23 protein-coding genes are annotated in these 24,354 nt (G+C 66.6%); 8 read left to right on the forward strand and 15 right to left on the reverse strand.

All coding sequences use genetic code 11. The annotated features are described in order from the left end of the window. Positions 1–58: 58 nt before the first annotated feature. Complete coding sequence (locus B7L05_RS09835; protein WP_085810108.1) at positions 59–529, reverse strand: EF-hand domain-containing protein; 471 nt, start codon at positions 527–529, stop codon at positions 59–61. A gap of 52 nt (positions 530–581) precedes the next feature. Further along, positions 582–1,247 carry a squalene/phytoene synthase family protein gene (locus B7L05_RS09840; RefSeq protein WP_085810109.1) on the reverse strand — a complete coding sequence of 222 codons (666 nt, stop codon included), beginning with the start codon at positions 1,245–1,247 and terminating at the stop codon, positions 582–584. A 73-nt stretch (positions 1,248–1,320) separates the two neighbouring features. Between B7L05_RS09840 and B7L05_RS09845 the strand changes: the two genes are divergently transcribed. Genes B7L05_RS09845 through B7L05_RS09855 form a run of 3 tightly spaced genes read left to right on the forward strand, consistent with a single transcriptional unit; the run spans position 1,321 to position 4,390 of the window. Continuing rightward, positions 1,321–3,153, forward strand: coding sequence for a TadE/TadG family type IV pilus assembly protein (locus B7L05_RS09845; protein ID WP_179187183.1), 1,833 nt, complete (start codon positions 1,321–1,323; stop codon positions 3,151–3,153). After that, on the forward strand, positions 3,150–3,728 hold the full coding sequence (locus B7L05_RS09850) for a TadE/TadG family type IV pilus assembly protein (RefSeq protein WP_085810111.1): 579 nt from the start codon (positions 3,150–3,152) through the stop codon (positions 3,726–3,728). Before B7L05_RS09845 ends, B7L05_RS09850 begins: the two co-directional genes overlap by 4 nt. Before the next feature lie 11 nt (positions 3,729–3,739). Next, positions 3,740–4,390 carry a TadE/TadG family type IV pilus assembly protein gene (locus B7L05_RS09855; protein ID WP_085810528.1) on the forward strand — a complete coding sequence of 217 codons (651 nt, stop codon included), beginning with the start codon at positions 3,740–3,742 and terminating at the stop codon, positions 4,388–4,390. Positions 4,391–4,413: 23 nt separating this feature from the next. Here B7L05_RS09855 and B7L05_RS09860 read toward each other — a convergent pair whose 3' ends face one another. Next, complete coding sequence (locus B7L05_RS09860; protein WP_085810112.1) at positions 4,414–5,850, reverse strand: pyruvate dehydrogenase complex E1 component subunit beta; 1,437 nt, start codon at positions 5,848–5,850, stop codon at positions 4,414–4,416. A 1-nt stretch (position 5,851) separates the two neighbouring features. Then, complete coding sequence (gene pdhA / locus B7L05_RS09865; protein ID WP_375601259.1) at positions 5,852–6,856, reverse strand: pyruvate dehydrogenase (acetyl-transferring) E1 component subunit alpha; 1,005 nt, start codon at positions 6,854–6,856, stop codon at positions 5,852–5,854. 182 nt (positions 6,857–7,038) lie between these two features. Between pdhA and B7L05_RS09870 the strand changes: the two genes are divergently transcribed. The 3 genes from B7L05_RS09870 to B7L05_RS09880 all read left to right on the forward strand — a co-directional run bounded on the left by B7L05_RS09870 (position 7,039) and on the right by B7L05_RS09880 (position 10,585). After that, positions 7,039–8,328 carry an MFS transporter gene (locus tag B7L05_RS09870; RefSeq protein WP_085810114.1) on the forward strand — a complete coding sequence of 430 codons (1,290 nt, stop codon included), beginning with the start codon at positions 7,039–7,041 and terminating at the stop codon, positions 8,326–8,328. Next, positions 8,325–9,245 carry a cysteine synthase A gene (gene cysK, locus B7L05_RS09875; RefSeq protein WP_085810115.1) on the forward strand — a complete coding sequence of 307 codons (921 nt, stop codon included), beginning with the start codon at positions 8,325–8,327 and terminating at the stop codon, positions 9,243–9,245. The genes B7L05_RS09870 and cysK overlap by 4 nt, the downstream gene beginning before the upstream one ends. A gap of 104 nt (positions 9,246–9,349) precedes the next feature. After that, a complete protein-coding gene (locus B7L05_RS09880) occupies positions 9,350–10,585 on the forward strand; it encodes a cell wall hydrolase (protein WP_085810116.1) in 1,236 nt (411 codons plus the stop codon). A gap of 50 nt (positions 10,586–10,635) precedes the next feature. Here B7L05_RS09880 and B7L05_RS09885 read toward each other — a convergent pair whose 3' ends face one another. The 5 genes from B7L05_RS09885 to B7L05_RS09905 are packed head-to-tail and all read right to left on the reverse strand — an operon-like array spanning position 10,636 to position 14,037. Then, positions 10,636–12,432, reverse strand: a complete 1,797-nt coding sequence (locus tag B7L05_RS09885) for an acyl-CoA dehydrogenase C-terminal domain-containing protein (RefSeq protein ID WP_085810117.1) — start codon at positions 12,430–12,432, stop codon at positions 10,636–10,638. A 2-nt stretch (positions 12,433–12,434) separates the two neighbouring features. After that, a complete protein-coding gene (locus tag B7L05_RS09890; protein WP_085810118.1) occupies positions 12,435–12,845 on the reverse strand; it encodes a MerR family DNA-binding transcriptional regulator in 411 nt (136 codons plus the stop codon). 31 nt (positions 12,846–12,876) lie between these two features. Beyond that, positions 12,877–13,374, reverse strand: coding sequence for a hypothetical protein (locus tag B7L05_RS09895; protein WP_085810119.1), 498 nt, complete (start codon positions 13,372–13,374; stop codon positions 12,877–12,879). Then, positions 13,371–13,733: a phosphoribosyl-AMP cyclohydrolase gene (hisI, locus tag B7L05_RS09900; protein WP_085810120.1), complete on the reverse strand. Its 363-nt coding sequence runs from the start codon at positions 13,731–13,733 to the stop codon at positions 13,371–13,373. Before hisI ends, B7L05_RS09895 begins: the two co-directional genes overlap by 4 nt. Before the next feature lie 52 nt (positions 13,734–13,785). Then, positions 13,786–14,037, reverse strand: a complete 252-nt coding sequence (locus B7L05_RS09905) for a Rho termination factor N-terminal domain-containing protein (protein WP_085810121.1) — start codon at positions 14,035–14,037, stop codon at positions 13,786–13,788. A gap of 113 nt (positions 14,038–14,150) precedes the next feature. Here B7L05_RS09905 and purF point away from each other — a divergent pair, with 113 nt between their 5' ends. Both purF and B7L05_RS09915 read left to right on the forward strand, forming a co-directional pair. Continuing rightward, on the forward strand, positions 14,151–15,608 hold the full coding sequence (gene purF / locus B7L05_RS09910) for an amidophosphoribosyltransferase (protein ID WP_085810122.1): 1,458 nt from the start codon (positions 14,151–14,153) through the stop codon (positions 15,606–15,608). 89 nt (positions 15,609–15,697) lie between these two features. Then, complete coding sequence (locus B7L05_RS09915; RefSeq protein ID WP_179187184.1) at positions 15,698–16,417, forward strand: SDR family NAD(P)-dependent oxidoreductase; 720 nt, start codon at positions 15,698–15,700, stop codon at positions 16,415–16,417. A 24-nt stretch (positions 16,418–16,441) separates the two neighbouring features. On the opposite strand, the gene B7L05_RS09920 is transcribed toward B7L05_RS09915, so the two are convergent. The 6 genes from B7L05_RS09920 to B7L05_RS09945 are packed head-to-tail and all read right to left on the reverse strand — an operon-like array spanning position 16,442 to position 24,349. After that, a complete protein-coding gene (locus B7L05_RS09920) occupies positions 16,442–17,644 on the reverse strand; it encodes a serine hydrolase (protein ID WP_085810123.1) in 1,203 nt (400 codons plus the stop codon). Then, complete coding sequence (locus B7L05_RS09925) at positions 17,641–18,849, reverse strand: cyclopropane-fatty-acyl-phospholipid synthase family protein (RefSeq protein ID WP_179187185.1); 1,209 nt, start codon at positions 18,847–18,849, stop codon at positions 17,641–17,643. Before B7L05_RS09925 ends, B7L05_RS09920 begins: the two co-directional genes overlap by 4 nt. Before the next feature lie 50 nt (positions 18,850–18,899). Then, on the reverse strand, positions 18,900–20,249 hold the full coding sequence (locus tag B7L05_RS09930; RefSeq protein ID WP_085810125.1) for a deoxyribodipyrimidine photo-lyase: 1,350 nt from the start codon (positions 20,247–20,249) through the stop codon (positions 18,900–18,902). A 37-nt stretch (positions 20,250–20,286) separates the two neighbouring features. Then, on the reverse strand, positions 20,287–21,321 hold the full coding sequence (locus B7L05_RS09935; protein WP_085810126.1) for a 2-oxoacid:ferredoxin oxidoreductase subunit beta: 1,035 nt from the start codon (positions 21,319–21,321) through the stop codon (positions 20,287–20,289). Between the two features lie 60 nt (positions 21,322–21,381). After that, complete coding sequence (locus B7L05_RS09940; protein ID WP_085810127.1) at positions 21,382–23,364, reverse strand: 2-oxoacid:acceptor oxidoreductase subunit alpha; 1,983 nt, start codon at positions 23,362–23,364, stop codon at positions 21,382–21,384. A 34-nt stretch (positions 23,365–23,398) separates the two neighbouring features. Beyond that, positions 23,399–24,349: a histone deacetylase gene (locus B7L05_RS09945; RefSeq protein ID WP_085810530.1), complete on the reverse strand. Its 951-nt coding sequence runs from the start codon at positions 24,347–24,349 to the stop codon at positions 23,399–23,401. Between the last annotated feature and the right edge of the window lie 5 nt (positions 24,350–24,354).

Here is a 24,354-nt window from a genome sequence, read left to right on the forward strand (position 1 = left end):
TCCGCCGTCGCCCTCGCTGCAACCGTCATCTTCTGGCTGTGATCAACGAGTCCTGAGCCTAGTTATCGTCGTCGGACGCGACGGCGGGGCAAACGCACTTCGGCTTCGTCTTGCGCTTCACCGCGGTGGTGGCGAATTCGGCGCGGTCCATGGCGCCCGACCTGTCGCGATCGGCAGCGGCGAATTTGGCCGTCGTCTTCGCCGCCCACTCGTCGAACGACAGCCGGCCGTCGCCGTTGGCGTCGAGCTTCGCGAACGCCTTACGCCGCGAGGCAAGATATTCGTCGCGCGTGATCCGGCTGTCGCGATCCTTGTCATAGCGGTCGAAACGCTTCTCCTCTCTCGTTCGCTCGGTCGCTTCGGGCACCGGCGCCTCTGGCGCGGCCTCGACACTCTGCGTGCCCCCGCGAACGGCGGCAGGCGGCGGGGGCGGCAGGACGGGGTCGCTCGTGGCGCGGCTCGAGAATAGCAGCCAGCCCGCCGCCACCATCAGCAGCGCCGCCATACCTCCCGCCAGATATCGCCACATCGCCCCGCCCCCTCGTCGGCCGATGCTAGCGCGCCCCGTGGGGACCGCAAGCCTAGCGCCCGGTCAGCCGGTGCCAGGCGAGCCGCGCGACACGGCGCGGCGCGCCCGGCGGCGCGACGCCTGCGAGATCTGCCCGCGCGACATGGATTAACGCCCCGAGGAAGCGCCCCGCCCCGCTCCACCGCTGCGCCGCCGCCACCTGCAACGACGGCATCGCCAGCCGCGTCGCCGCGGCCACGCGCGCTCGCTCAGCACTGCGCATCGCGAGCTCGGCCAGCGCCCAGCCGCGACCGGCCGACGCAACATCGTCGTGCGCACCCGCGAGCCGCGCCGCCTCGGTGAAGACGCTTGCCCGCGCCGCCGCGAACGCTTCCAGATCGGCGTCACCGATCTCGGCGGGGAGCAACAGCTCCCAGCCTTCGGCCACCTTCGTCAGCGCCGCCGCGTCCGCTCCCTCGTCGCGCAGGGTCCGCAGGATCGGCTGCGCTGGCATAACGCCCTTCGTCAGATCGCCAAGCGCCTCGTACCACCACGTCAGCCGTAGCTGCGCCACCATCGCGTCGCGCGTGCCCAGCGCCAGCCGCGCCAGCGTCGCATCGAGCGCGAACACCGCCGCCACGCCCGCTCGCGCTCTCTTGGGCGCATAGGATAGCGCGAGCGCCCGCTCGAGATGCCCGTCCGCGGGATCGATCCCGAAGGTTTCCGCGTCGTTAACCATGTCGCTTGAGGCAGGTTTAGCCGTTCCTCGTGCATCGCGCCACGTGAAGCCCTTCAGATCGATACGAGTGACGATGCGCGCGCGCGACAACAAGATGGCGACATTCCTCGGACGCCTCCGCCGCGACCGCCGCGGCAACACGCTGGCGATCATGGCTGCCGCGATGATCCCGCTGATTGCGATGATCGGCTCGGGTATCGACATGACGCGCGCCTACATGGCGCAGAACCGCTTCCGCCAGGCCTGCGACGCGGGATCGCTGGCCGGCCGCCGCCTGCTCAGCGGCCTCACCGTCACGCAGAACGTCCGTGACGAGGCGACCAAGTATTTCACGTTCAATTTCCCGCAGGGCCAGTTTCAATCGGCGGCCTACACGCTAGCCATGTCGATTCCGGCGCCGGGCACGCTGCGCATCGCCAGCGAGACAACGATCCCGACGACCTTGATGAAGATCTTCGGCTTCGACACGCTGCCCATTACGACGACGTGTTCGGCGACGCAGGATTTCGTCAATACCGATATCATGCTCGTCTTCGATCTTTCGGGTTCGATGAACTGCGCGCCGGGAGGGGCTGGTGATTGTGGAGGTACAGAGCAGACCGGCTCAAAGATCGGTGCGCTGCGCAGCGCCGCGCTCAGCCTGTACGACACGCTTGAACCGGCGCAGAACCAGCTTTACGACAACAACCTTCGCCTGCGGTACGGCTTCGTCAACTATAACAGCACGGTTAACGTCGGACGTATCTTGTACGAAAAGAACCCTGACTGGTTAGTTCAAAGCTGGCAATATCAATCCCGCACCCCCGACTGGGTTGACGCAACGCCTTATTTCAACGGCAAATCCGCCTGCAACTCCGCCTACACCTTCGACGCGCAGGCCAGTCAGGCGAATCCGACTTATACCGGCGTGATGGGCGGTTGGTGGCTGACGTCGAACCGCTGCAGGGTGATCGTGCAAAGTCAAAGCAATTCGGACGGCTACACGTACGAGCGGCAAACGGTCGACGTGCGGCCCTATCTGGCCAGCAACCTCAAGGCGACGAATACGCAGACGCCCGCCCCGATCTGGCAGATCACGGGCACCAACGATCCGTATGACGACAAACCCTATGAATTCAAGTCGGTCTGGAACGGCTGCATCGAGGAACGCAAAACAAACAGTACGCTCATAAACGGCGGCACCTCCACGACGGCACCTGCCGATGCCTATGATCTGGACGTCGATCTCCTGCCCTACAACGATGACACGCGCTGGCGCCCGATGTGGAACGATATCACCTACAACCCGGACTGGACTTGGGGATGGCCGTATTATCTTCCTCGGCAGCCGGCGACCTATTGCCCCACCGAGGCGCGCCGCCTGCAAAATTACTATAACAACCGCGCGGGCTTTGCAGCCTATGTCAGCGGGCTTGTCGCCCGAGGCGGCACCTATCACGATCTCGGCATGACGTGGGGCGCGCGCTTCATCTCGCCGACCGGCCTGTTCAAGCCGTCGACTCCCGAAACGAACGACGTCAACGATCCCGACAACCCGACCAAGATCCGCGGTTTCTCGGTCAAGAAGTACATGATCTTCATGACCGACGGTGACATGGCCCCGACGTCGACCGCCTACTCCGCCTACGGCATGGAGTATCTCGACGGCCGCGTGATGGGTTCACCGAGCGCAGACAATAACGCCCTCACCGCACGCCATCTTCAGCGCTTTCGCATGGCGTGCAACGCGGCGAAGGCAAAGGGCATCGACGTGTGGGTAATTGCTTTTGCGACGAACCTTACGACGGATATGCAGAACTGCGCGTCGAAGCCCGAGCAGGCCGCCGGACTTTCGACGAACGCTGCGCTCATCGCCAAATTCCAGGAAATCGGTTCCAAGATCGGTTCGCTGAGGCTCAGCCAATGATGCTGCGGCGTCTCCGTGCCGACGAACGCGGCGCCACGATCCTCGAATTCGCGCTGATCATCCCCGTGATCTGCTCGCTTCTCGCGGCGGGTTTCGAGCTCGGCTACCGCGTGTATCTCGGCGCGATCGTGCAGGGCGCGCTGCTCGAAGCGTCGCGCCGCGCAACAATCGGCGATCGCACCGCCGCGCAGATCGATCAGATCATCAAGGATCGCGTCGCGATGCTGTCGAATGCGATGAACGTGAAAAGCATCAAGAAGGAAAATTTCTACAACTTCACCAACGTCGGCAAACCGGAGAAGATCACCTTCGATAAGAACAACAACAACAGCTACGACGCGGCTGACGATTGTTACGAGGATGCCAACAACAACGGCACGTACGACGTCAATATGAACACCGGGCTGGGCACGGCGGACGATATCGTGCGCTATACGGTCGAGGTCGAATATCCGAACATCATGCCGGTGAACGCGCTGATGGGCTGGGGCACGAAGCAATACATCACCGCCTCCACCGTGCTGCGCAATCAGCCGTTCACGTCGCGCGCAATGCCGACGGTGCGCTGCCCGTGAACGCGACGCTCATGACCGCGGCGTCCACGCTACGCCGCCTGCGCACCGATCGCCGCGGCCTCGCGCTGCTCGAATTCGCCTTCACGCTGCCGCTGGTGCTGACGCTGCTGCTCTACGGGCTTGAGATCGCGAACTACGGCCTCGCCTCGCTGCGCGTGCATCAGATCGCCGCCACCGCCGCGGACAATGCCGCGCGCGTGCGCGATTCGATCAACGAGGCCGACGTCAACGAGGTGCTGATCGGCGGCAAGATCGTCGGCGAGCGCATGGATTTCGCCAGTCGTGGGCGCATCATTCTCAGCGACGTAATGCCGAACGGTCAGACGGGCACCAACGCCGGCCAGAAGATCCTGTGGCAGCGTTGCACCGGCGCGCTCAACACGCCCGAATCTCAGCCCAAATACGGTGCCGAGGGCAAGGGCGCGACCGACGGCACGCTACAGGCGATGGGCGCCGTCGGCCGCCAGATCGCGGCGAGCGCCAATTCGGCGATGATCTTCGCCGAGGTGACCTATCGCTACAAGCCGGTGGTGTCGTCCACGCTGCTCGGCACGCCGATCATGCGCTCGGAAGCGTCATTCACCGTGCGCGAACGCAACGCGGAGACGCTTAAAGCCGCGACCGGCGCCACCGCCAGCGTCTGCACCAGCTACGCGGCGTAGCAGGTACAGACACCGGTCTTGGCTCACCCCCGGTACGTCACCTTCTTCACCGCCTCGACGATGCGGTCGGACGAGATCAGCGCCAGCTTCTCAAGGTTCGCCGCATAGGGCAGCGGCACGTCCTCGTTGCAGACGCGGATCACCGGGGCGTCGAGATCGTCGAACCCTTCCTCCATGCAGATCGCCACGATCTCACTGGCGATCGAGCATGTCGGCCAGCCTTCCTCGGCGACGACGAGGCGATTGGTCTTGGCGAGGCTTTTCAGCACCGTCTGCTTGTCGAGCGGGCGCAGCGTGCGCAGGTCGATCACTTCCACCTCGACGCCCTCTTCCGCAAGCTTGTCCGCCGCCTCGAGCGCCAACCCCACGCCGATCGAGTAGCTGACGATCGTCACGTCGCGGCCCTCGCGCATCACCCGCGCCTTGCCGATCGGCAGCACCCAGTCGTCCAGCTTGGGCACGTCGAACGACCGGCCGTAGAGCAGCTCGTTCTCGAGGAACACGACCGGGTCCTCGGTGCGGATCGCCGCCTTGAGCAGCCCCTTGGCATCCGCAGCGTCATACGGCGCGATCACGATCAGGCCAGGGACGCTGGCATACCACGGGCCATAGTTCTGCGAATGCTGCGCGCCGACGCGGCTCGCCGCACCATTGGGGCCGCGGAACACCATCGGGCAGCGCATCTGCCCGCCCGACATGTAGTTCGTCTTGGCGGCCGAATTGACGATATGATCGATCGCCTGCATCGCGAAGTTGAACGTCATGAACTCGACGATCGGCCGGAGCCCGCCCATCGCCGCGCCCGTGCCGACGCCGGCGAAGCCATATTCGGTGATCGGCGTGTCGATCACGCGCTGCTCGCCGAACTCATCGAGCAGGCCCTGGGTCACCTTGTACGCGCCTTGATATTGCGCGACTTCCTCGCCCATCACGAACACGCGGTCGTCGGCGCGCATCTCCTCGGCCATCGCGTCGCGCAGCGCTTCGCGGACGGTCATCTTGACCATCTCGGTGCCTTCCGGGATCGCCGGATCGGCGACCTCGGCATCGTGCTTCGCCGCCTCGAACATCTGCCGCGCGCCGGTCTCGACCTTCTCCTGCGCGGGGTGCGCGGAGTCTTCGACCTTGTCGTCCTTCTTTGCGTCGGCTTTGGCCTTCGCGTCGGGCGCGTCGTCCTTGGTCTCCTGAGGCGCGGTGTCGGCGTTGCCCGCATCCTCGCCCTCGCCGGTCAGCTGCATGATAACCGTGCCGACCTTCACGTTGTCGGTGCCTTCGGCGACCAGAATCTTGCCGACGACGCCCTCGTCGACCGCCTCGAACTCCATCGTCGCCTTGTCGGTCTCGATCTCGGCCATGATGTCGCCCGACTTCACCGTGTCGCCTTCTTTGACGAGCCACTTGGCGAGCGTGCCCTCTTCCATCGTCGGCGACAGCGCCGGCATCTTGATGTCGATCGCCATCTCAGTACGTCTCCACCAGCACGTCGGTATACAACTCCTGCGGTTCGGGTTCGGGGGTGCTTTCGGCGAAGTCGGCCGCCTCGCCCACGGTCTTGCGGATCTCCGCTTCGAGCTTCTTGAGCTCGTCCTCCTTCACCCCTTCGGCCTCAAGCAGCTTCTTGACGTGCTCGATCGGATCGGACTTGTCGCGCACCGACTGCACTTCCTCGCGGCTACGGTACTTGGCGGGGTCAGACATCGAGTGGCCGCGATAGCGATAGGTCTTCATCTCGAGAATGATCGGCCCCTTGCCCGCGCGCACCCAGGCGAGCGCCTCCTCGGCCGCACCGCGCGCCGCCAGCACGTCCATCCCGTCGACCTGGATGCCGGGGATGCGGAAGCTCTCGCCGCGCCGGTACAGCTGGTCCTCGGCCGACGCGCGGTTCACGCTGGTGCCCATCGCATACTGATTGTTCTCGATGACGAAGATGACCGGCAGCTTCCACAGCTCCGCCATGTTGAAGCTCTCGTACACCTGGCCCTGGTTCGCGGCGCCGTCGCCGAAATAGGCGAGGCACACGCCGCCGTCGCCGCGATACTTATGCGCGAAACCGAGCCCGGTGCCGAGTGACACCTGCGCGCCCACGATGCCGTGGCCGCCGTAGAATTTATGCTCGACGCTGAACATGTGCATCGAGCCACCCTTGCCCTTCGAGATGCCGGCCTGGCGCCCGGTCAACTCGGCCATCACGTCCTTGGGCGGGATCCCGCACAGCAGCATGTGACCGTGATCGCGATAGCCAGTGATCACGCTGTCCTTGTCCGACAAGGCCGATTGCAGCCCGACCGCGACCGCCTCCTGTCCGATGTACAGGTGGCAGAAGCCGCCGATCAGGCCGAGGCCGTAGAGCTGCCCCGCCTTCTCTTCGAAGCGGCGGATCAGCAGCATGTCCTTGTAGAATTGCATCAGCTCGTCCCGCGATGCCTTGTAAGGCTGCGGCTCGTTCGGCCGCTCGCGATTGGGGATGGCTGGTTCGGCGCTTTTCGCGCTTGGCGTTTTTGCCACGGGGTTGGACCTCGCAGGTTCCTGAGGGGGGAGATGCGGCGCGTATAGGCGCGAACCCGCGAAACGCGCAATTGCCCGCCAGGACCCACGCCCGCGCGCGGCATTCTTGTGCCCTGCCGGTCTGCGCTCTAAGCCCGGCCGCGATGTCCACCGTGCACCCGCTTCGGATCGCCAATTATCGAAGCTACTGGCTGGCGCGGCTCGCCAGTACGATCGCCCAGTCGGCGCTCGCCATCGTGCTCGGCTGGCAGGTGTACAGCATCGCGCGCGAGACGATGGACATCCGCGACGCGGCGTTCCTGCTCGGCATGATCGGCCTCGCGCAATTCGTGCCGCTGTTCGTCCTGACGCCGATCGTCGGGCTGATCGCGGATTCGATCGATCGCCGCTGGATCGTGCGCGGCACCACGACTTTGCTCGCGCTCACCACCGGCATGCTCGGCTTCGCGACGTGGGAGGGGTGGCTCGGCCTCCCCGTCCTCTTCGGCGCGGCAGTATTCGTCGGCGTGGCGCGCGCCTTCGCCGGCCCCGCCTATTCGGCGCTCGCGCCCAATCTCGTCCCGCGTGAAAGCCTGCCGACGGCGATCGCGCTGGGATCGATCGCGATGCAGGTCGGCTTCATCGCCGGGCCGAGCGTCGGCGGGTTGCTGTTCGCGATCGGGCCGATCGTCGCCTATGCCGGCATGTCGGCGATGTTCCTCGTCGCGCTGCTGCTCCTCCTCACCATCAAGCGCGTGCCGCAACCCGCCGCGCAAAAGGATCGCCGCCCGCTCGCGCGGATCGTCGACGGCTTCGCCTATGTGAAGCGCAACCGGCTGGTGCAGGCGGCGATCACGCTCGATCTGTTCGCGGTGCTGCTCGCCGGCGCGACCGCGCTACTGCCGATCTACGCGCGCGATATCCTCCACGTCGGCGCGACCGGCCTCGGCTTCCTCGCCGCCGGCATGGGGATCGGCGCCTCGCTCACCGGCGTCTATCTCTCCTTCCACCCGATGAAGACCGATGTCGGCCGCAAGATGCTCATCTCGGTCGTCGTCTTCGGCCTCGCGATCCTCGTCTTCGGCATTTCCAAGATCTTCGCGCTAAGTCTCGCGGCGCTGATCGTCGCGGGCGGGGCGGACATGGTGTCGATGTACGTCCGCGGCTCGCTGATCCAACTGCACACGCCCGACGACATGCGCGGCCGCGTCAGCGCGGTCAGCCAACTCACCATTTCGGCATCGAACGAGCTCGGCGAGGCGGAGAGCGGGCTGATGGCTTCGCTACTCGGCCCGGTCGCCGCAGTTGTCGTCGGCGGCGTCGGCGCGATCGCCGTCACATTGCTGTGGGCGCGACTCTTCCCGGAACTCAAGAACGCGCGGACCTTTGATCCCCCAGAACAACCCCTGTCGGTCATCCCGCCCGAAACACAGCACGGAGTGAGCCAGCCATGAAGGCGAACACGATCCTCGACACGATCGGCAATACGCCGCACGTCCGCGTCCAGCGCCTGTTCCCGGGATCGGAAGTGTGGATCAAGTCAGAGCGGTCGAACCCCGGCGGGTCGATCAAGGACCGGATTGCGCTCGCGATGATCGAGGCGGCCGAAGCGTCGGGCGACCTCAAGCCGGGCGGCACCATCATCGAGCCGACCAGCGGCAACACCGGCATCGGCCTCGCGATGGTCGCTGCGGTGAAGGGCTACAAGCTTGTCCTCGTCATGCCCGAGAGCATGTCGCTCGAGCGGCGCCGGCTGATGCTGGCCTACGGCGCGACCTTCGATCTAACCCCGCGCGAGAAGGGGATGAAGGGCGCGATCGAGCGCGCGCTCGAGCTCGTGTCGAGCACGCCCAACGCCTGGATGCCGCAGCAATTCGAGAACGCGGCGAATATCGACGTGCACGTGCGGACGACGTCGCAGGAAATCCTGAACGACTTCCGCGATGCGCCGATCGACGTGCTGATCACCGGCGTCGGCACCGGCGGCCACATCACCGGCGTCGCCGAGACGCTGAAGAAGGAGTGGCCGAACCTCAAGGTTTTCGCCGTCGAGCCCGCCGCCTCGCCCGTCATCGGCGGCGGCCAGCCCGGCCCGCACCCGATCCAGGGCATCGGCGCGGGCTTCATCCCGGCCAATCTGCATACCCAGGCACTCGACGGCGTGATCGAGGTCGATGCCGCCGTCGCGAAGGACATGGCGCGCCGCGCCGCGACGCAGGAAGGCATGCTCGTCGGCATTTCATCGGGCGCGACGCTCGCCGCAATCCTTCAGAAGCTGCCCGATCTGCCCGACGACGTTCGAGTGCTCGGCTTCAACTACGACACGGGCGAACGCTACCTCTCGGTGCCCGACTTCCTGCCCGAGGCCTGACGCCTGACCGTCACATCCGTGTCCCGCTTAGATAGCCGGCTGGGCGCGGATGGCGCGCCGGCAGCTATTCGCCGCCGCGCGCTTTTGCGCTAAGCGCCCGCGCCGTGTCTTCCTTGCGTCCGCTTCACCTCGTCCTCGCCATCATCACGCTCGTCGCCGTGCTGCTTCCGCTCGCCGTCGTCCGGCTCGTCCCCGCCGTCCCACCGCCGGCGAAAATCGCCGCCGCGCTGCCCAAGCGGCAGGTGATTTCCGCCAAGCAACTCCCACCGGTCGAGCCGGTCGAATATGCTGCAATCGCGCCTGATGATGCGCGTTCGATCAATGCCGCGGTGCCGTTCGTGTCAGGCCCCGTCCCGCCGGCGCGCCCGTTCCGCTTCGTCGGCACCGCTGACGATTTTACCCGGGCAACCGACTGCCTAGCCGCGGCGGTTTATTACGAGGCGGGTGACGACGCGACGGGCGAGCGCGCCGTCGCGCAGGTCGTCCTCAACCGACTGCGCCATCCCGCCTTTCCGAAGACCGTCTGCGGCGTCGTCTTTCAGGGATCGGAGCGCAGCACCGGCTGCCAGTTCACCTTCACCTGCGACGGCGCGCTGATGCGCACGCCCTCCGCCCCCGCCTGGGCCCGCGCGCGCGAGATCGCGACCAAGGCGCTGCGCGGCGACGTCTACAAGCCGGTCGGCTGGGCAACGCATTATCATACCGACTGGGTCGTGCCGTACTGGAGCTCCAGTCTCGACAAGATTGCGGCGGTCGATACGCATCTGTTCTTCCGCTGGACGGGCTGGTGGGGCACCGGCGGCGCGTTCAACCGCAATCAACTGCCCGGCGAGGGATCGGTCGCCAAGCTTGCCGCGCTATCGGAGGCGCATCGCACCGGCGCGGTGCTCGCCGACGCTGATGCCGCGATCGTCGAGGCGACGCCGTTCTTCGGCCGCACGCCGATGCCGCTCGCCAGCGATCCCAATACCTTCCTGACGATGCTCAATCCCGCGCAGGCAGCTACGTTCGCCGGCATGGCGCAGGCATCGTGCGGCGAGCGGGTGCGCTGCAAGTTCATGGGCTGGACCGAGCCCGATGCGATGGCCTTCACCATGCCGCTGACCCCCGACCAGATGAACGCCATGTCGTTCAGCTATATTCGCGATCGTGCGAGCGGGCTCGAACGCACGCTGTGGAACTGCACCGAGTTCAAGCAGCGCACCCCGTGCATGAAGCGCTTCGCGATCCGCGCGGTGCCAGTCGCCGAACCCGCCGTGGGGCCCACCGAGCTAGAAGGCGTGCGCCGCAAGACGACGGTGGCGGAGCCGCCCGTCGGCAACACCGCCAGCCCGGAATAGCCGCGCGACGCTGCCCCGCCGGTCCGCCGGCGGAGCAGCGCGCACAACCGTCAGGCGGCGCGGAACATCGCCACCGGCAGCGCCATCACCGCGTCAGCCCCGCCTTCGATCTGGCGGCGGTACGATCCGGCCTCCGGCAGCACCCGCTCGGCGAAGAACCGCGCGGTGACGAGCTTCGCGTCGAGGAACGCCGCGTCACCCTCCCCTGCATCCTTCAGCGCAGCCGCCGCGACGGCCATGCGCAGCCACATCAAGCCGACCGCGACGACGCCGAGGAGATGCATGTACGGCACCGCGCCAGCGCCGACGTTGTTCGGGTTCGACAGATTGCCCATGAACCACATCGTCGCCGCCTGCAGATCGCCGAGCGCCTTCTCGAGCCGCGTTGCGAAATCGGCCGCGGCACCGCCCTTCGCCGCCGCGCACTCCTCCGCCACGACCTTGAAGAATAGCTGGATCGCGCGGCCGCCGCCCATCGCCAGCTTGCGCCCGACGAGGTCCATCGCCTGGACGCCGTTCGTCCCCTCGTAGATCATCGCGATCCGCGCATCGCGCACATATTGCTCCATCCCCCATTCCTGGATGTAGCCGTGCCCGCCGTAGACCTGCTGCGCGTCGGTCGCGATCTGATAGCCCTTATCGGTGCCGACGCCCTTGATGACGGGCGTCAGCAGCCCGATCAGATCCGCCGCCTCCTGCCGCGCCGCCTCATCGGGTGCCGAATGCTCGAGATCGACCTGCAGCGCGCCCCACAGGCATAGCGCGCGCAAGCCCTCGGTCCACGCCTTGGCGTTCATGAGCATGCGCCGCACATCGGGGTGGACGAAGAGCGTATCCGCCTTCTCGTTGGGCTCGGCGGCGCCGGTGAGCGCGCGGCCCTGGCGGCGATCGTCGGCATATTGCACCGCATTCTGATACGCTGTCTCGGCGACGCCCAGCCCCTGCAGGCCGACGCCGAGCCGCGCCGCGTTCATCATGATGAACATCGCGGCCAGGCCCTTCATCTCCTCGCCGACCAGCCACCCGGTCGCACCGTCATAATTGAGGACGCACGTCGCATTGCCGTGGATGCCCATCTTGTGCTCGATCGAGCCACAGGTAACCGCGTTTCGCGCGCCCAGCGAGCCGTCCTCGTTCACCAGCACCTTGGGCACCACGAACAGGCTGATCCCCTTCGAGCTCTCCGGCGCGCCCGGCGTCTTCGCGAGGACGAGGTGGATGATGTTGTCGGTCAGGTCGTGCTCGCCCGCCGAGATGAAGATTTTGGTACCGGTGATCTTGTACGATCCGTCGCCCTGCGGCTCGGCGCGGGTGCGGATGAGCCCGAGATCGGTGCCGCACTGCGGCTCGGTCAGGTTCATCGTGCCGCCCCACTCGCCCGACACCATCTTGGGCAGGTACATCGCCTGCTGCTCGGGCGAACCCTTCGCGATCAGTGCTGCGATCGCGCCGTGCGCCAGCCCCGGGTACATCGCGAAGGCCATGTTGGCGGAGATCATATATTCCTGGAACGCCGTCGACACGACGTGCGGCATCCCCTGCCCGCCCCATTGTTCGGGGGCGGCCAGCGTACCCCAGCCCGCTTCGACGAACTGCCGGTACGCCTCCTTGAAGCCCGTGGGCGTCGTCACCGACCCGTCGGCGTGCCGCGTGCAGCCTTCCTGATCGCCCGACTGGTTGATCGGGAACAGCACCTCGGCGACGAACCGACCGCCCTCTTCCAGCACCGCGTCGACTGTATCCGGGGTCGCAGCGGCGAAGCCGGGGACGTTGGCGTGGCCGGCGAGGCCGACGACGTGTTCGAGCACGAAGCGCGTGTCGCGCACCGGGGGCGTATATTGCGGCATGTTCAGTCCTTGGCTTGATCGAGTAAGCTGACGAATTGGTCGAGTTCGGCGATCGCGGCGTCGATGTCGCGCTTCTGCGCCTCGAGCGCGTCGATCCGCGCGCGGCACCGTGCGACGGTGACGGCGCGCTGCGTGTTGCGCCCGTCGCCGATGTCGTAGAGGTCGATCATTTCGCGGATTTCGCCCAGGCTGAAGCCCACGCGCTTGCCGCGCAGGATCCAGGCGAGCCGGGCGCGATCGCGATGCGAGTAGATCCGGCTTGTCCCGCGTCGGCAGGGTGCGATCAGCCCTTCGTCCTCGTAGAAGCGCAGCGCGCGCGGCGTCACGTCAAACTCCGCCGATAGATCGGTGATCGTGAAATGAGTTCGATCCTCGCGCGGTGGGATCGAGTCGAAGGCTGCAGCAACCGACATGTTAACGGCTTAACTTCCGTTTACGTGAACGTCAATCGCACAGGCGTTTGCTGTCGACCCCGATCATGCTTCGCGCTTCCGCAACCGTGCCGCTCAGCCGCTCGGCCGATAGCGCCGTCAGCGTCGTCCGTCCTGTACAGCGCCGCGCGCAGGCTGCGGGTACGGCAGCCGGAAAGACGATCCGCACGCCATCGTAGCGCGCGTCGAAGCGGCAATCGTCGCCAAGGTCCACCCCGATCGTCTCGCGCCCCGTCGCCGTGCCGCGGGCGATGCAATTCTGCCCGTCGCCATAGTCGACGCTGACGCCGACGCGGTAGCCGCCTAGCTGGGGCACGACGCACATGCGATCGGTCTCGGTGGCGTAGGCGCCGATGGGATCGAGCGCCGCGGGATTTGGGATGATCCCGCTGTTAATCGCGCGCGCTTCGAGCGCCGCACCGGCCTCACTGCGCGTCACAGTGTCACGCGCACTCTGCTCGCATCCGCCCAGCGCTAGCACCAGCAGTACGGCAGCAAGGCGTGCGCTCAATCGAGCCGCTCCAGCCCGTCGTTGCCGATCCGCCGGTAGAAGCAGCTGCGCGCACCGGTGTGGCACGCGGGCCCGTCCGGCCGCGCAATCACCCAGATGGCATCCTGGTCGCAGTCGACACGCAGATCGACGACATGCAGCATGTTGCCGCTAGTCTCACCCTTCACCCACAACGTCCGGCGGCTGCGCGACCAGAACGTCGCCTTTCGCGTCGCCCGTGTCGCCGCCAATGCTTCGGCGTTCATGTGCGCGACCATCAGGAGCTCGCCCGTCGCCGCATCGGTCACCACGGCCATCACGAGACCGGCCGCGTCGAACCGCGGGTCCAGGTCTAGGCCGGTTTCTCGTGCATCGCTCATGCCGCTGCCTTAGCGCCGCCGCATGGCCGCGCGCCAGAGGCGTGCGATCGCGCTACTTGTGGTTGCGGATCGCGTCCACCAGCTCGGCCTTGCTCATCCGCGACCGCCCGGCGATCCCGATCTCCTGCGCTTCCTCATACAAATCGTCCTTGGTGCGATCCTCCAGCCGCTCGCCGCGATGATCGAGCGTGCCCGCCGCCTTGGCATTTGCGATGCGCGCCGCCTTTTCCTTCGATTCGCCCTGCCGGCGCAGGTCTTCGTACAGCTTGTCGTCCTTGATCTGCGGGCCGTGATCCTTCGCCATTGTCGCGCCTCCTGTCACCGCCAGACAACCATTCGCCCGACGCTTCGCTCCAAACCGATGACAAACGCGCGACAGCCGCTATATCGGCGGCGCACGATGCGAGCCCCCACGCTATGCTGATCACCAATCCGTTCGACGACGACCATCTGCACGAAGAGTGCGGCATCTTCGGAGTTTCCGGCTCGGCCGGTGCCGCTGCGCTTGTCGCGCTCGGCCTCCATGCCCTGCAGCATCGCGGGCAGGAAGCCGCCGGCATCACCAGCTTCGACGGCGCGAACTTCCATACGCGCAAGGCGATGGGCCACGTCGCCGGCAATTTCGACAGCGAGGCCGTGATCGGCGCGCTGCCGGGCGAGGTCGCGTGCGGCCACGTGCGCTATTCCACCACGGGCGAGACGGCGCTGCGCAACGTCCAGCCGCTCTATGCCGAGCTGGCGAGCGGCGGCTTCGCGGTGGCGCACAACGGCAACATCTCGAACGCGATGAAGGTGCGCCGCGAGCTCATCCGCCGCGGCTCGATCTTCCAGTCGACCAGCGATACCGAGACGATCATCCACCTCGTCGCGACGTCGAACTACCGCACGCTGCTCGATCGCTTCATCGACGCGCTGAAGCAGGTCGAGGGCGCCTACGCGCTGATCGTCATGACACCCGAAGGCATGATCGCCTGCCGCGATCCGCTCGGTATCCGCCCGCTGGTGATGGGCAAGCTCGGCGATGCTGTGATCTTCGCCAGCGAGACGGTCGCGCTCGACGTTGTCGGCGCGGAGTTCGTGCGCGAGGTGCAACCGGGCGAGCTCGTCATCGTCCAGGGCACCGACATCCGCTCGATCCGCCCGTTCGGCCCGGTCGCGCCGCGGCCGTGCATCTTCGAGTGGGTCTATTTCTCGCGCCCTGATTCGATCGTCCACGATCAGTCGGTCTATTCGGTGCGCAAGGCGATCGGCGCGCAGCTCGCGATCGAATCGCCGATCGACGCAGATGTGATTATCCCGGTACCCGACTCGGGCGTTCCTGCGGCGATCGGTTACGCGCAGCAGAGCGGCATTCCGTTCGAGCTCGGCATCATTCGCTCGCACTATGTCGGTCGCACCTTCATCCAGCCGGGCGACAAGGTCCGCCACCTCGGCGTCAAGCTCAAGCACAACGCTAATCGCGCGCTGATTCAGGGCAAGCGCGTCGTGCTGATCGACGATTCGATCGTGCGCGGCACCACCAGCCTCAAGATCGTGCAGATGATGCGCGAGGCCGGCGCGGCGGAGGTGCACATGCGCATCGCCAGCCCGCCCACCAAGCACAGCTGCTTCTACGGCGTCGACACGCCCGAGCGCGCCAAGCTGCTCGCCGCAACCCACGATCTAGGCTCGATGACCGATTTCATCCACGCCGACAGCCTTGCCTTCGTCAGCATTGATGGGCTCTACAAGGCACTCGGCAAAGAGGGGCGCGCGCCCGTCCGGCCGGGGTATTGCGACGCATGCTTCACCGGCGATTACCCGACCTCGCTGACCGACCACGACGATAGCGCCGAGGTCGACCAGTTCGCGATGCTCGAAGAGCGCGTCGCCTGACTGCCACCATCTGACTGCCACCATCTGGCGGCCGCGCCTCTCGCGCGCCGTCATCACCGCGGGATGCGATGTCCCGATAGCCTGCCGGGATGCCGATCGTGACCAAGCCGCTCGACAATCAGCTCGCCCTCGTCACCGGGGCCAGCCGCGGGATCGGCGCCGCCACCGCGCGCGCGCTCGCGGCACAGGGCGCGCACGTCATCGTCACTGCACGCTCGGCCAAGGCGCTGGAGGATGTCGAGCAGGCGATCTTCGATGCCGGCGGCTCGGCCACGATCGCCCCGCTCGACCTGACCGAGAATGACGCCATCGCGCGGCTTGGGACGGCGATCGGCCAGCGCTGGCAGGCGCTCGACCTTCTGGTGCTCAACGCTGGGACGCTGGGCTCGCTCGCCGCGGTGCCGGCGATCGATGCGAAAGAGCTTGCCGCCGTGCTGACGCTCAACGTGTCGGCGCAGGTCGCGCTGATCCAGGCGTTCGATCCGATGTTGCGCCGCGCCGCGGCGGGCAAAATCATCGGCGTGACGTCGTCGGTCGGGCGCAAGCCTCGTGCCTATTGGGGCGCGTACGGTGCGTCTAAGGCGGCATTCGAGACGATGCTCGGCGCTTATGGCGACGAAGTGGCAGAGATCAGTCGCATCCGCACCGCGATCGTCGATCCCGGCGCGACGCGCACCGCGATGCGCGCGCGCGCCTATCCGGGCGAAGATCCCGCTTCGGTCAAGCCACCCGAGACGGTCGCAGCGCGCATCGTCGCGCTCGCGACCGCCGGCTTCGACACCGGCCATTTCGAGCGCGTCGAGGCCTGATCGGTCAGCGATCGGGGCGCGCGATCAGCGCCCCTTCGCGGCTACGAACAGCTTCTCCAGGAACGCCAGCCGCGCGCGCGACAGCGCCGGATCGGTCGCCTTTGGCCACGCTGAGACCATCGCCACCACCGTCTTGGTCGCGGGATCGATCGTGATGCTTTGCCCGAAGATGCCCTGTCCGCCGAACCGGCCTTCGGGATAGGTCCACCACTGGTAGCCATAGCCGAAGCCCGGCCGCCCGATTGACGCGTGTGACTTCGTTGCGTCAGCGAACCAGCCCGGCGCGGCGATCCCCGCACCGCCCTGCAGCGCCACCTGCCCCATCCGCGCATAGTCGCGCAGCGACACCGACAGGCAGCAGCCCGCCACTTCGCGGCCCGTCGCATCGACCATCCAGAAAGCGTCGCGCTCCATCCCGAAGCGCTGCCACACCGTCTCGCTGAGGTATGTTGCGAGCGGCTTCTTCACCGCATTGCCTACCAGCACGCCGATCAGGTTGGTCTCGCCGGTCTTGTACACCCACTTCGCGCCCGGCGCTGTCTCGCGCGGCAGCGTGCGCATATAGGCGACCGTCGGGTCCATCCCGGCCGGCACGGGGATCGAGAACATCCGCGCCACGTCCGACTGCGGATCGGTGTAATCCTCGTTCCAGCGCACACCAGACGTCATCGTCAGCAGCTGCGCGATCGTCACCCCGTCATAGGCGCTGCCGGCCAGGTCCGGAATGTAGCGCGTCACCGGCTCCTCGACCGACTTGATATAGCCGTCACGGATCGCTGCGCCGACCAACGTCGAGGTGAACGACTTGGCGACCGAGAAGCTCGTCCAGCGTCCCTCGCGCGTCAGCCCGCGGGCGTAGCGCTCCAGCCGCACCGATCCGTTCTGCACCACGATCAGCCCGGCGACGTTGTTGGCGGCGATATAGGCGTCGACGTCCGCTGCCGGCACCGGCAGCGGCAGGCCCACCGGCAGCGGCGACGGCTTGCGGCTCGCCTTCACTACGTGGCCGGGAAACATCTTTTCCATCGCCGGAAAATTGCTGTCGCGCTGCTCCTGCGACCAGAACAGGATCTCCGCTCCTATCTGCTTCAGCTTGTCGCGATTGTCGTCGGTGATCGGCACCCCCGCGGCCACCGCGCTTGGCGTGCCCGCTTGCGAAACCTGCCGCTGCTGCGCACACCCGCCGAGCAGCGCCGCGACCAGCGCCGCAATCCCGATCGCCTTCATGCCCCCTCCTTCACCAAGGTTATCTGGACGACGTCGATCCCGCCCCCGCGGAACCCGCCCTCGCAATACATCAGGTAATAGCGCCATAGCGCCGCGAAGCGAGCGTCGAAGCGCGCCGGCAGGCGCCCGTCAGCGATTGCCGCGTCGAACCGCTCGCGCCACAGCCGCAGCGTCTCGGCATAATCGAGCCCGAACGCCGTACGGTCCGCCCACGACAGGCCATGCTGCTTCGCCAGGGCGGTGAAGCGCGGTTCGTGGATCAGCATTCCGCCGGGGAAGACACACGCCTGAATGAAGTCGACGTTGCTCGAATAGGCCGGCCAGATATCGTCGGCGATCTTGATGAACTGGATCGCGGCGCGGCCGCCCGGCTTCAGCAGCCGCGCAATCGCCGCGAGATAGTCCGACCAATATTCCGCGCCCACTGCCTCGACCATCTCGATCGAGACGATCGCGTCGTAGGTCCCGCGGACGTCGCGATAATCGGTGATCGACACCGCCACGGGCAAACCCCGCGTCCGCTCGGCAACGAAGCGCTGCTGCTCGGCGGCGAGCGTGATCGCGCGCACCTTGATACCGCGCCTTGCCGCCGCCTCGGCGAGCGATCCCCAACCGCAGCCGATTTCGAGCAGAGATCCGCCGGCGGGCACCGCGGCCCGGTCCAGCATCGCGGCGAGCTTGCGCGTCTGCCCCGCCGCCAACGTGTCCCCGGATCCGAGCAGCGCGCTCGAATAGGTCAGCGAGGGATCGAGCCACGCCTCGTAGAAATCGTTGCCGAGATCATAGTGCGCCGCGATGTTGCGCCGCGCATTGCCGCGATCGTTGCGGCGCAGGCCGTGCAGCACTCTTGCAAAGAGCCGCGCGCCGCGCTTCGCGCGTGCGACATTACCCAGCGTCGCGCGGTTGCGCATGAACAAGTCGAAGATCGGCACCAGATCGGGACTGGTCCAGTCCCCCGCCATCCACGCTTCGTACCAGCCGATCGAGCCGCCGGTGATCAGCCGCCGCAGCGCCCGCCAGCGCACCAGTGTGACGATCGCAACCGGCCCCTCGTTCCGCCCGCCGAGCAACCGTCGCGTCCCGTCGGGCAAGAGCGCGTCGATTGCGCCCCGCTCAAGCCCGGCGTCGATCCGATCGAGGATCCGGTGGAAGATCGGCGCGACACGGCGCGCCCATCGGTTGGTACGGCTAGGCTGATCCACCATGGCATGCATCGCGCGCGCTCATGCACGCTCGCGCCCGTCGCGAAAAGTGGTCAGCGTGCGTCGCGCGCCGCTGCCAGCGCCCGCTCGCGCGCCTCGCGGTGGCCGATGATCTTCGCCGGATAGGCGTCGGGCCGGCATCCCGCCTCTTCCGGATCGTGGATCCCCGCGTCGGGCACGTCCTTCAGCTCGGGCACCCAGCGGCGGATATAGTCGCCAGCGTCGAATTTCTCGGACTGCGACAGCGGCGCCATGATGCGCGAAAACATATTCGAATCGATTCCCGTCCCCGCGACCCACTGCCAGTTGACCGCGTTGTTGCCGTAATCCGCGTCGACCAGCGTATCCCAGTACCAGCGCTCGCCCTCGCGCCAGTCGATCAGCAGGTGCTTGATGAGAAAGCTCGCGGCGATCATGCGGACGCGATTGTGCATCCAGCCGGTGGCCCACAGCTGCCGCATGCCGGCATCGACGATCGGATAGCCCGTCTGCCCTTTCTGCCACGCGGTCAGGTCATGCTTGGAACGACGCCACTTGAGCTTGTCGAACTTGGGCCGCCCGTTGGCGTCGGCATAGTCGGGCATGGCGAGGATCACGCCCGACGTGAAATCCCGCCAGGCTAACTCGCGGCGGAACGATTGTACCCCGGCGCTCCGCCCGTGCAGCGCGTACCACGCCGCGCGCACCGATATCTCGCCATGGTGCAAGTGCGGCGACAGGCGCGACGTTCCCTCCACCGACGGTAGGTTGCGCGCAGTATCGTAGTCGTCGACCGCCTCGACGAAGGCGTCCAGCGCCTTGCGCGCACCGTCCTCGCCCGGGGACCATTCGATGAACCCTGCCGACCAATCGGGCTTGGTCGGCAGCAGCTTCCACTCGGCCAGCTCGTCGCTTTTGGGCCATTTCGCCGGCGCCTTGATCGATCGCGGCGCGTCCTGCGGCTCATCTGGCGGTGCCATCGCCGACAGCGCCTTCCAGAACGACGAGAAGATCTTGAACGGCTTGCCGCTGCCTGTGGTGACGTCCTCGATCGGCTTCAGGTGATTGCCGTCGTGCAGGCACAGCCTCTCGCCCAGTGCGTCCTCGATCTTCCGCCACCATGGTTCGTAATGGCGCAGCGCGTGAATCCGCTCGGCGCCAACCTCGTCGCACAACGCGGACAGGACGTCACCGCTGGCGCCGCGGCGCAGGATCAGGCGGCTGCCCTTGTCCCGCAGCGCTTTGTCAAGTGCCTTCAGGCTATGGTGCAGCCACCAGCGCTGTGCGCCACCGATCCGCCACTCGCCCGGCGCCTCGTCGTCGAGGACGTAGACGGGCACCACCTCGCCCGCCTCGACCGCAGCAAGCAGCGCGGGTTGATCGTGGAGGCGGAGATCCTGGCGGAACCAAAGCAAGGTCGGCATCGCAACATTACGCCGCGTGCCGACCGATGTTCCTGATTCAGATTACGTGCGGCTGCTTGTCGACCATCCACGTCTGCCCCTTGGCGAGCAGCTTCTGCAGATCGGGCTTCTTACCCTCGCTCACGCGGCGGTTCTGCTCCACTACCGCGCTCTCGAACGTTGGCGCGGGATCGTCGAAGATCACGCCGAGCGCCATCGGGAAGGCACCGAACGGCATCTCGACCAGCATGTGCGCGAGCCCGCGATTGGTCTGGTCGTGCACGATCACGCTGGCCGCCTGCCAATCGTTGTCCGCAACGTCGACCACCTTGAGCACCAGCCGCTCGGTATCGAGCGCGAGACCCTTCTTGCCGCCGTCGAACAGCAGCGGCTTGCCGTGCTCGACCCACAATTGATTGGGGATCGCATTGGGCTTGGCGGCGAACGGCGCGAACACGTCGTCGTTGTAGACGATGCAGTTCTGAAAGATCTCGACGAAGCCGGTGCCCTTATGCGCATAGGCCGCCTTGAGCACGGTCGGCAGGTTCTTGTGCACGTCGATCCCGCGCGCGACGAACCGCGCGCCGGCGCCGAGCGCGAAGGCGCAGGGGTTGGCTGGGCGATCGACCGAGCCGAACGGCGTCGAGGGCGATTGCGTGCCGACACGGCTGGTCGGCGAATATTGCCCCTTGGTCAGGCCGTAGATCTCGTTGTTGAACAGCAGCACCTGGCAATCGAGGTTGCGGCGGATGAGGTGCATCGTGTGGTTGCCGCCGATCGACAGCGCGTCGCCGTCACCGGTAATGATCCACACGTCGAGCTCGGGATTGGCGAGCTTGACGCCCGTCGCCACCGCCGGCGCGCGGCCGTGGATCGTGTGGAAACCGTAGGTCTCCATGTAATAAGGGAAACGCGACGAGCAGCCGATGCCGCTGACGAACACGGTGTTCTCGGGGCGCGCCCCGATCTCCGGCATCGTGCGCTGAACCGCCTTCAGGATCGCGTAATCGCCGCAACCCGGGCACCAGCGGACTTCCTGATCGGTCTCCCAATCCTTCGGGAGCGACTTCTTGACGGGCGTCATGTCGTTCATGATGCGGCCTTCACTGCGAGAAAATTGAAATGGGGGAACGAGAGCACGGACAGACGGCAATCACGCCGATTGCGGCGACGTCGCCTCGCGCAGCGAGCCATCGTCGTGCCCCTGCTCCGATCCAGGCAGCTGCGTCGTATCGACCGGCACATCGCCGCCCTCATTGCCCTCGATTCCGTCGAAATAAGTCGCGATCGCTTCCTCGATCTCGACGATGCGGAACGGCTGGCCGGACACCTTGTTGAGCGGCTTGGCATCAACCAGGAACTGGTCGCGCAGCACCGTCTTGAGCTGCCCGGTGTTCATCTCGGGCACCAGCACATGCTCGTAGCTCTTGAGCAGCGCGCCGAGATTCGCCGGCATCGGCCAGATGTGCCGCAGGTGGATGTGACTCACGTCATAGCCGCGCCGCCGCATCCGCCGCACCGCCTGGTGGATCGGCCCGAAGGTCGAACCCCAGCCGACAACGGCAAGCTTGCCGCCCGCCTCGCCCGCCTCAACCTGCTGGTCGGGCACCGCGATGTTGGCGATCTTCGCGCGGCGCGCCTCGGTCATCGCCTGATGGTTGGCGGGCGAATAGTCGATGTTGCCCGTGCCGACCGCCTTCTCGATCCCGCCGATGCGGTGCAGCAGCCCCGGCGTGCCCGGCTTCACCCACGGCCGCGCGCCGACCGCGTCGCGGCCGAACGGCTTGAACCCGTCCGCCGGCACCTCCTCGAGATACTTCTTCGGGAATGGCTCGAGCGTATCGACGTCGGGCACCTTCCACGGCTCGGCCGCGTTCTGGATATAGCCGTCGGTCAGCAGCATCACGGGCGTCATGTACGTCGTCGCGATGCGCACCGCTTCGATCGCGACCTCGAAGCAATCCGAGGCCGAACGTGCAGCGATGACCGGCACCGGCGCGTCGCCGTTGCGGCCATACACCGCCTGGTAGAGGTCCGACTGCTCGGTCTTGGTCGGCAGCCCGGTCGACGGCCCGCCGCGCTGCGCGTTGACGATGACGAGCGGCAACTCGGTCATGATCGCCAGCCCGATCGCCTCGGTCTTGAGCGCGATGCCCGGCCCCGACGACGAGGTGACGCCGAGCTGCCCGGCGTAGCTCGCGCCGATCGCCGAGGCGATCGCAGCGATCTCGTCCTCCGCCTGGAAGGTCGTGACGCCATATTCCTTGAGCCGCGACAGTGCGTGAAGGATCGCCGACGCCGGCGTGATCGGATAGCCGCCGAAGAACATCGGCAGGTCGGCCAGCTGCGTGCCGGCGACGAGGCCAAGGCTGATCGCGTCCGCCCCGGTCACCGTGCGGTATAGGCCAGGCTCAGCCGGCGCGGCGGGCAGCGCGTGCTGTTTCATCGGCCCGGCGAGCTCGGCCGTCTCGCCATAGGCATGCCCGGCATTGAGCGCGGCGATATTGGCTTCGGCGAGCGTCGGCGCCTTGGCGAACTTGTTCTTCAGCCAATCGATCAGCGGCTGGCGATCGCGGTCGAACATCCAAAGCGCAAGTCCGAGCGTCCACATGTTCTTGCAGCGCAGCGCGTCCTTGTTGCCAAGGCCGAAGGGCTTCACCGCGTCGACGGTCAGCTGCGAGATGTTGAGCCGGATGACCTGCCACTTGGCGAGGCTGCCGTCGTCGAGCGGGTTGGCGTCATACTTCGCCTTCGCGAGGTTACGCTCGTTGAACTCGCCCTCGTCGGCGATCACCAACCCGCCCGGGCGCAGCGCCTGGACGTTGGTCTTGAGCGCCGCCGGGTTCATCGCGACGAGGACGTCGAGATCGTCGCCAGCGGTCTCGATCTGCGTCGAGCCGAAGTTGATCTGGAACGCGCTGACGCCGAAGAGCGTGCCGAGCGGCGCACGAATCTCGGCCGGGAAATCGGGGAAGGTCGCAAGGTCGTTGCCGGCGAGCGCGGTCGACAGCGTGAACTGCCCGCCGGTCAGCTGCATACCGTCGCCCGAGTCCCCGGCGAAGCGGACGACCATCGATTCAGCGGGCGGATTGGCGGACGCGTCGATCGGCGTCACTTCATGCGCGGCAGTCGCCATATGTCTTCCTGCAATTCCCTAGACGAGGCGCTCTCTATGCCGGCGGCGCCTGCGCCTCCAACGTAGAATGATCGTGCCCCGGTGCAACCCACGCTTTTTCGTACGCTTCGCCGATCCGCAGGATGACGTCGACGTGGCGTTGCGCGATCGCCACCACATCATCGCCATAGCCGCCGCCGACGGTGCTCGCGATCGGCACCCCGCGCTCGAGCGCAAGCTCGACCACAATGCCGTCGCGCTGCGCAAGGCCACCGTCGCTCAGCGCCAGCCGCCCGAGCCGATCGCCGGCATAGGGATCGACCCCGCCCTGATAGAGGATGAGGTCGGGATCGAACTCGGCAATCATGGGCGTCAGACTGTCGCGTAACGCCGCGCAATAGTCATCGTCGCCGATCCCATCCGCCAGCGCCACGTCGAGCGTCGATCGTGCCTTGCGCGCCGGAAAGTTCTTCGCCGCATGGATCGAATAGGTCGCAATGTCGGGAAAGCCTGCGGTCAGCGCGGCTGTGCCGTCGCCCTGGTGAACGTCGACATCGACGATCAACACCCGCCGCCCCTCCTGCGCCAGCCTAATCGCCGCCACCGCAAGATCGTTGAACACGCAATAGCCCGCCCCCGTATCGGCGAGCGCGTGGTGGCTGCCCCCCGCCGTATTCGCGGCGAACCCGTGCCGCAGCGCAAGCTGCGCCGCGCGATACGTGCCGCCGGGCACCACCTGCGCGCGGCGCGCCACGACCGGCGCGACGGGAAAGCCGATCCGCCGCGCCTTCTCGGCCGGCACGCGCGCCTCGATCACCTCCGCGACATAATCGGCATCATGCGCCGCCTCCAGCCACGCGCGCGGCGCAGGCTCGGGCACGTGCCACGCGATCCGCTCGCCCTCTTCGCGCAGCAAATCGCGGATCGCCCCGTTCTTGCCCCAGCGATAGGTCGAACGCGCCGGCGCCTCGGTGACGTAATCGGGGTGATGGACGACATGGATCATCTGCG

It is taken from the genome of Sphingomonas sp. TZW2008 (assembly GCF_002117915.1).
In the GTDB taxonomy this organism is placed as follows: Bacteria; Pseudomonadota; Alphaproteobacteria; order Sphingomonadales; family Sphingomonadaceae; genus Sphingomonas.

What these genes read in the sequence shown, in the direction of transcription:
- B7L05_RS09835 (WP_085810108.1), bottom strand. Translation starts at nt 529, where the DNA reads ATGTGGCGATATCTGGCGGGAGGTATGGCGGCGCTGCTGATGGTGGCG.
- B7L05_RS09840 (WP_085810109.1), bottom strand. Translation starts at nt 1,247, where the DNA reads ATGGTTAACGACGCGGAAACCTTCGGGATCGATCCCGCGGACGGGCAT.
- B7L05_RS09845 (WP_179187183.1), top strand. Translation starts at nt 1,321, where the DNA reads ATGCGCGCGCGCGACAACAAGATGGCGACATTCCTCGGACGCCTCCGC.
- B7L05_RS09850 (WP_085810111.1), top strand. Translation starts at nt 3,150, where the DNA reads ATGATGCTGCGGCGTCTCCGTGCCGACGAACGCGGCGCCACGATCCTC.
- B7L05_RS09855 (WP_085810528.1), top strand. Translation starts at nt 3,740, where the DNA reads ATGACCGCGGCGTCCACGCTACGCCGCCTGCGCACCGATCGCCGCGGC.
- B7L05_RS09860 (WP_085810112.1), bottom strand. Translation starts at nt 5,850, where the DNA reads ATGGCGATCGACATCAAGATGCCGGCGCTGTCGCCGACGATGGAAGAG.
- B7L05_RS09870 (WP_085810114.1), top strand. Translation starts at nt 7,039, where the DNA reads ATGTCCACCGTGCACCCGCTTCGGATCGCCAATTATCGAAGCTACTGG.
- cysK (WP_085810115.1), top strand. Translation starts at nt 8,325, where the DNA reads ATGAAGGCGAACACGATCCTCGACACGATCGGCAATACGCCGCACGTC.
- B7L05_RS09885 (WP_085810117.1), bottom strand. Translation starts at nt 12,432, where the DNA reads ATGCCGCAATATACGCCCCCGGTGCGCGACACGCGCTTCGTGCTCGAA.
- B7L05_RS09890 (WP_085810118.1), bottom strand. Translation starts at nt 12,845, where the DNA reads ATGTCGGTTGCTGCAGCCTTCGACTCGATCCCACCGCGCGAGGATCGA.
- hisI (WP_085810120.1), bottom strand. Translation starts at nt 13,733, where the DNA reads ATGAGCGATGCACGAGAAACCGGCCTAGACCTGGACCCGCGGTTCGAC.
- B7L05_RS09905 (WP_085810121.1), bottom strand. Translation starts at nt 14,037, where the DNA reads ATGGCGAAGGATCACGGCCCGCAGATCAAGGACGACAAGCTGTACGAA.
- purF (WP_085810122.1), top strand. Translation starts at nt 14,151, where the DNA reads ATGCTGATCACCAATCCGTTCGACGACGACCATCTGCACGAAGAGTGC.
- B7L05_RS09915 (WP_179187184.1), top strand. Translation starts at nt 15,698, where the DNA reads ATGCCGATCGTGACCAAGCCGCTCGACAATCAGCTCGCCCTCGTCACC.
- B7L05_RS09920 (WP_085810123.1), bottom strand. Translation starts at nt 17,644, where the DNA reads ATGAAGGCGATCGGGATTGCGGCGCTGGTCGCGGCGCTGCTCGGCGGG.
- B7L05_RS09925 (WP_179187185.1), bottom strand. Translation starts at nt 18,849, where the DNA reads ATGGTGGATCAGCCTAGCCGTACCAACCGATGGGCGCGCCGTGTCGCG.
- B7L05_RS09930 (WP_085810125.1), bottom strand. Translation starts at nt 20,249, where the DNA reads ATGCCGACCTTGCTTTGGTTCCGCCAGGATCTCCGCCTCCACGATCAA.
- B7L05_RS09935 (WP_085810126.1), bottom strand. Translation starts at nt 21,321, where the DNA reads ATGAACGACATGACGCCCGTCAAGAAGTCGCTCCCGAAGGATTGGGAG.
- B7L05_RS09940 (WP_085810127.1), bottom strand. Translation starts at nt 23,364, where the DNA reads ATGGCGACTGCCGCGCATGAAGTGACGCCGATCGACGCGTCCGCCAAT.
- B7L05_RS09945 (WP_085810530.1), bottom strand. Translation starts at nt 24,349, where the DNA reads ATGATCCATGTCGTCCATCACCCCGATTACGTCACCGAGGCGCCGGCG.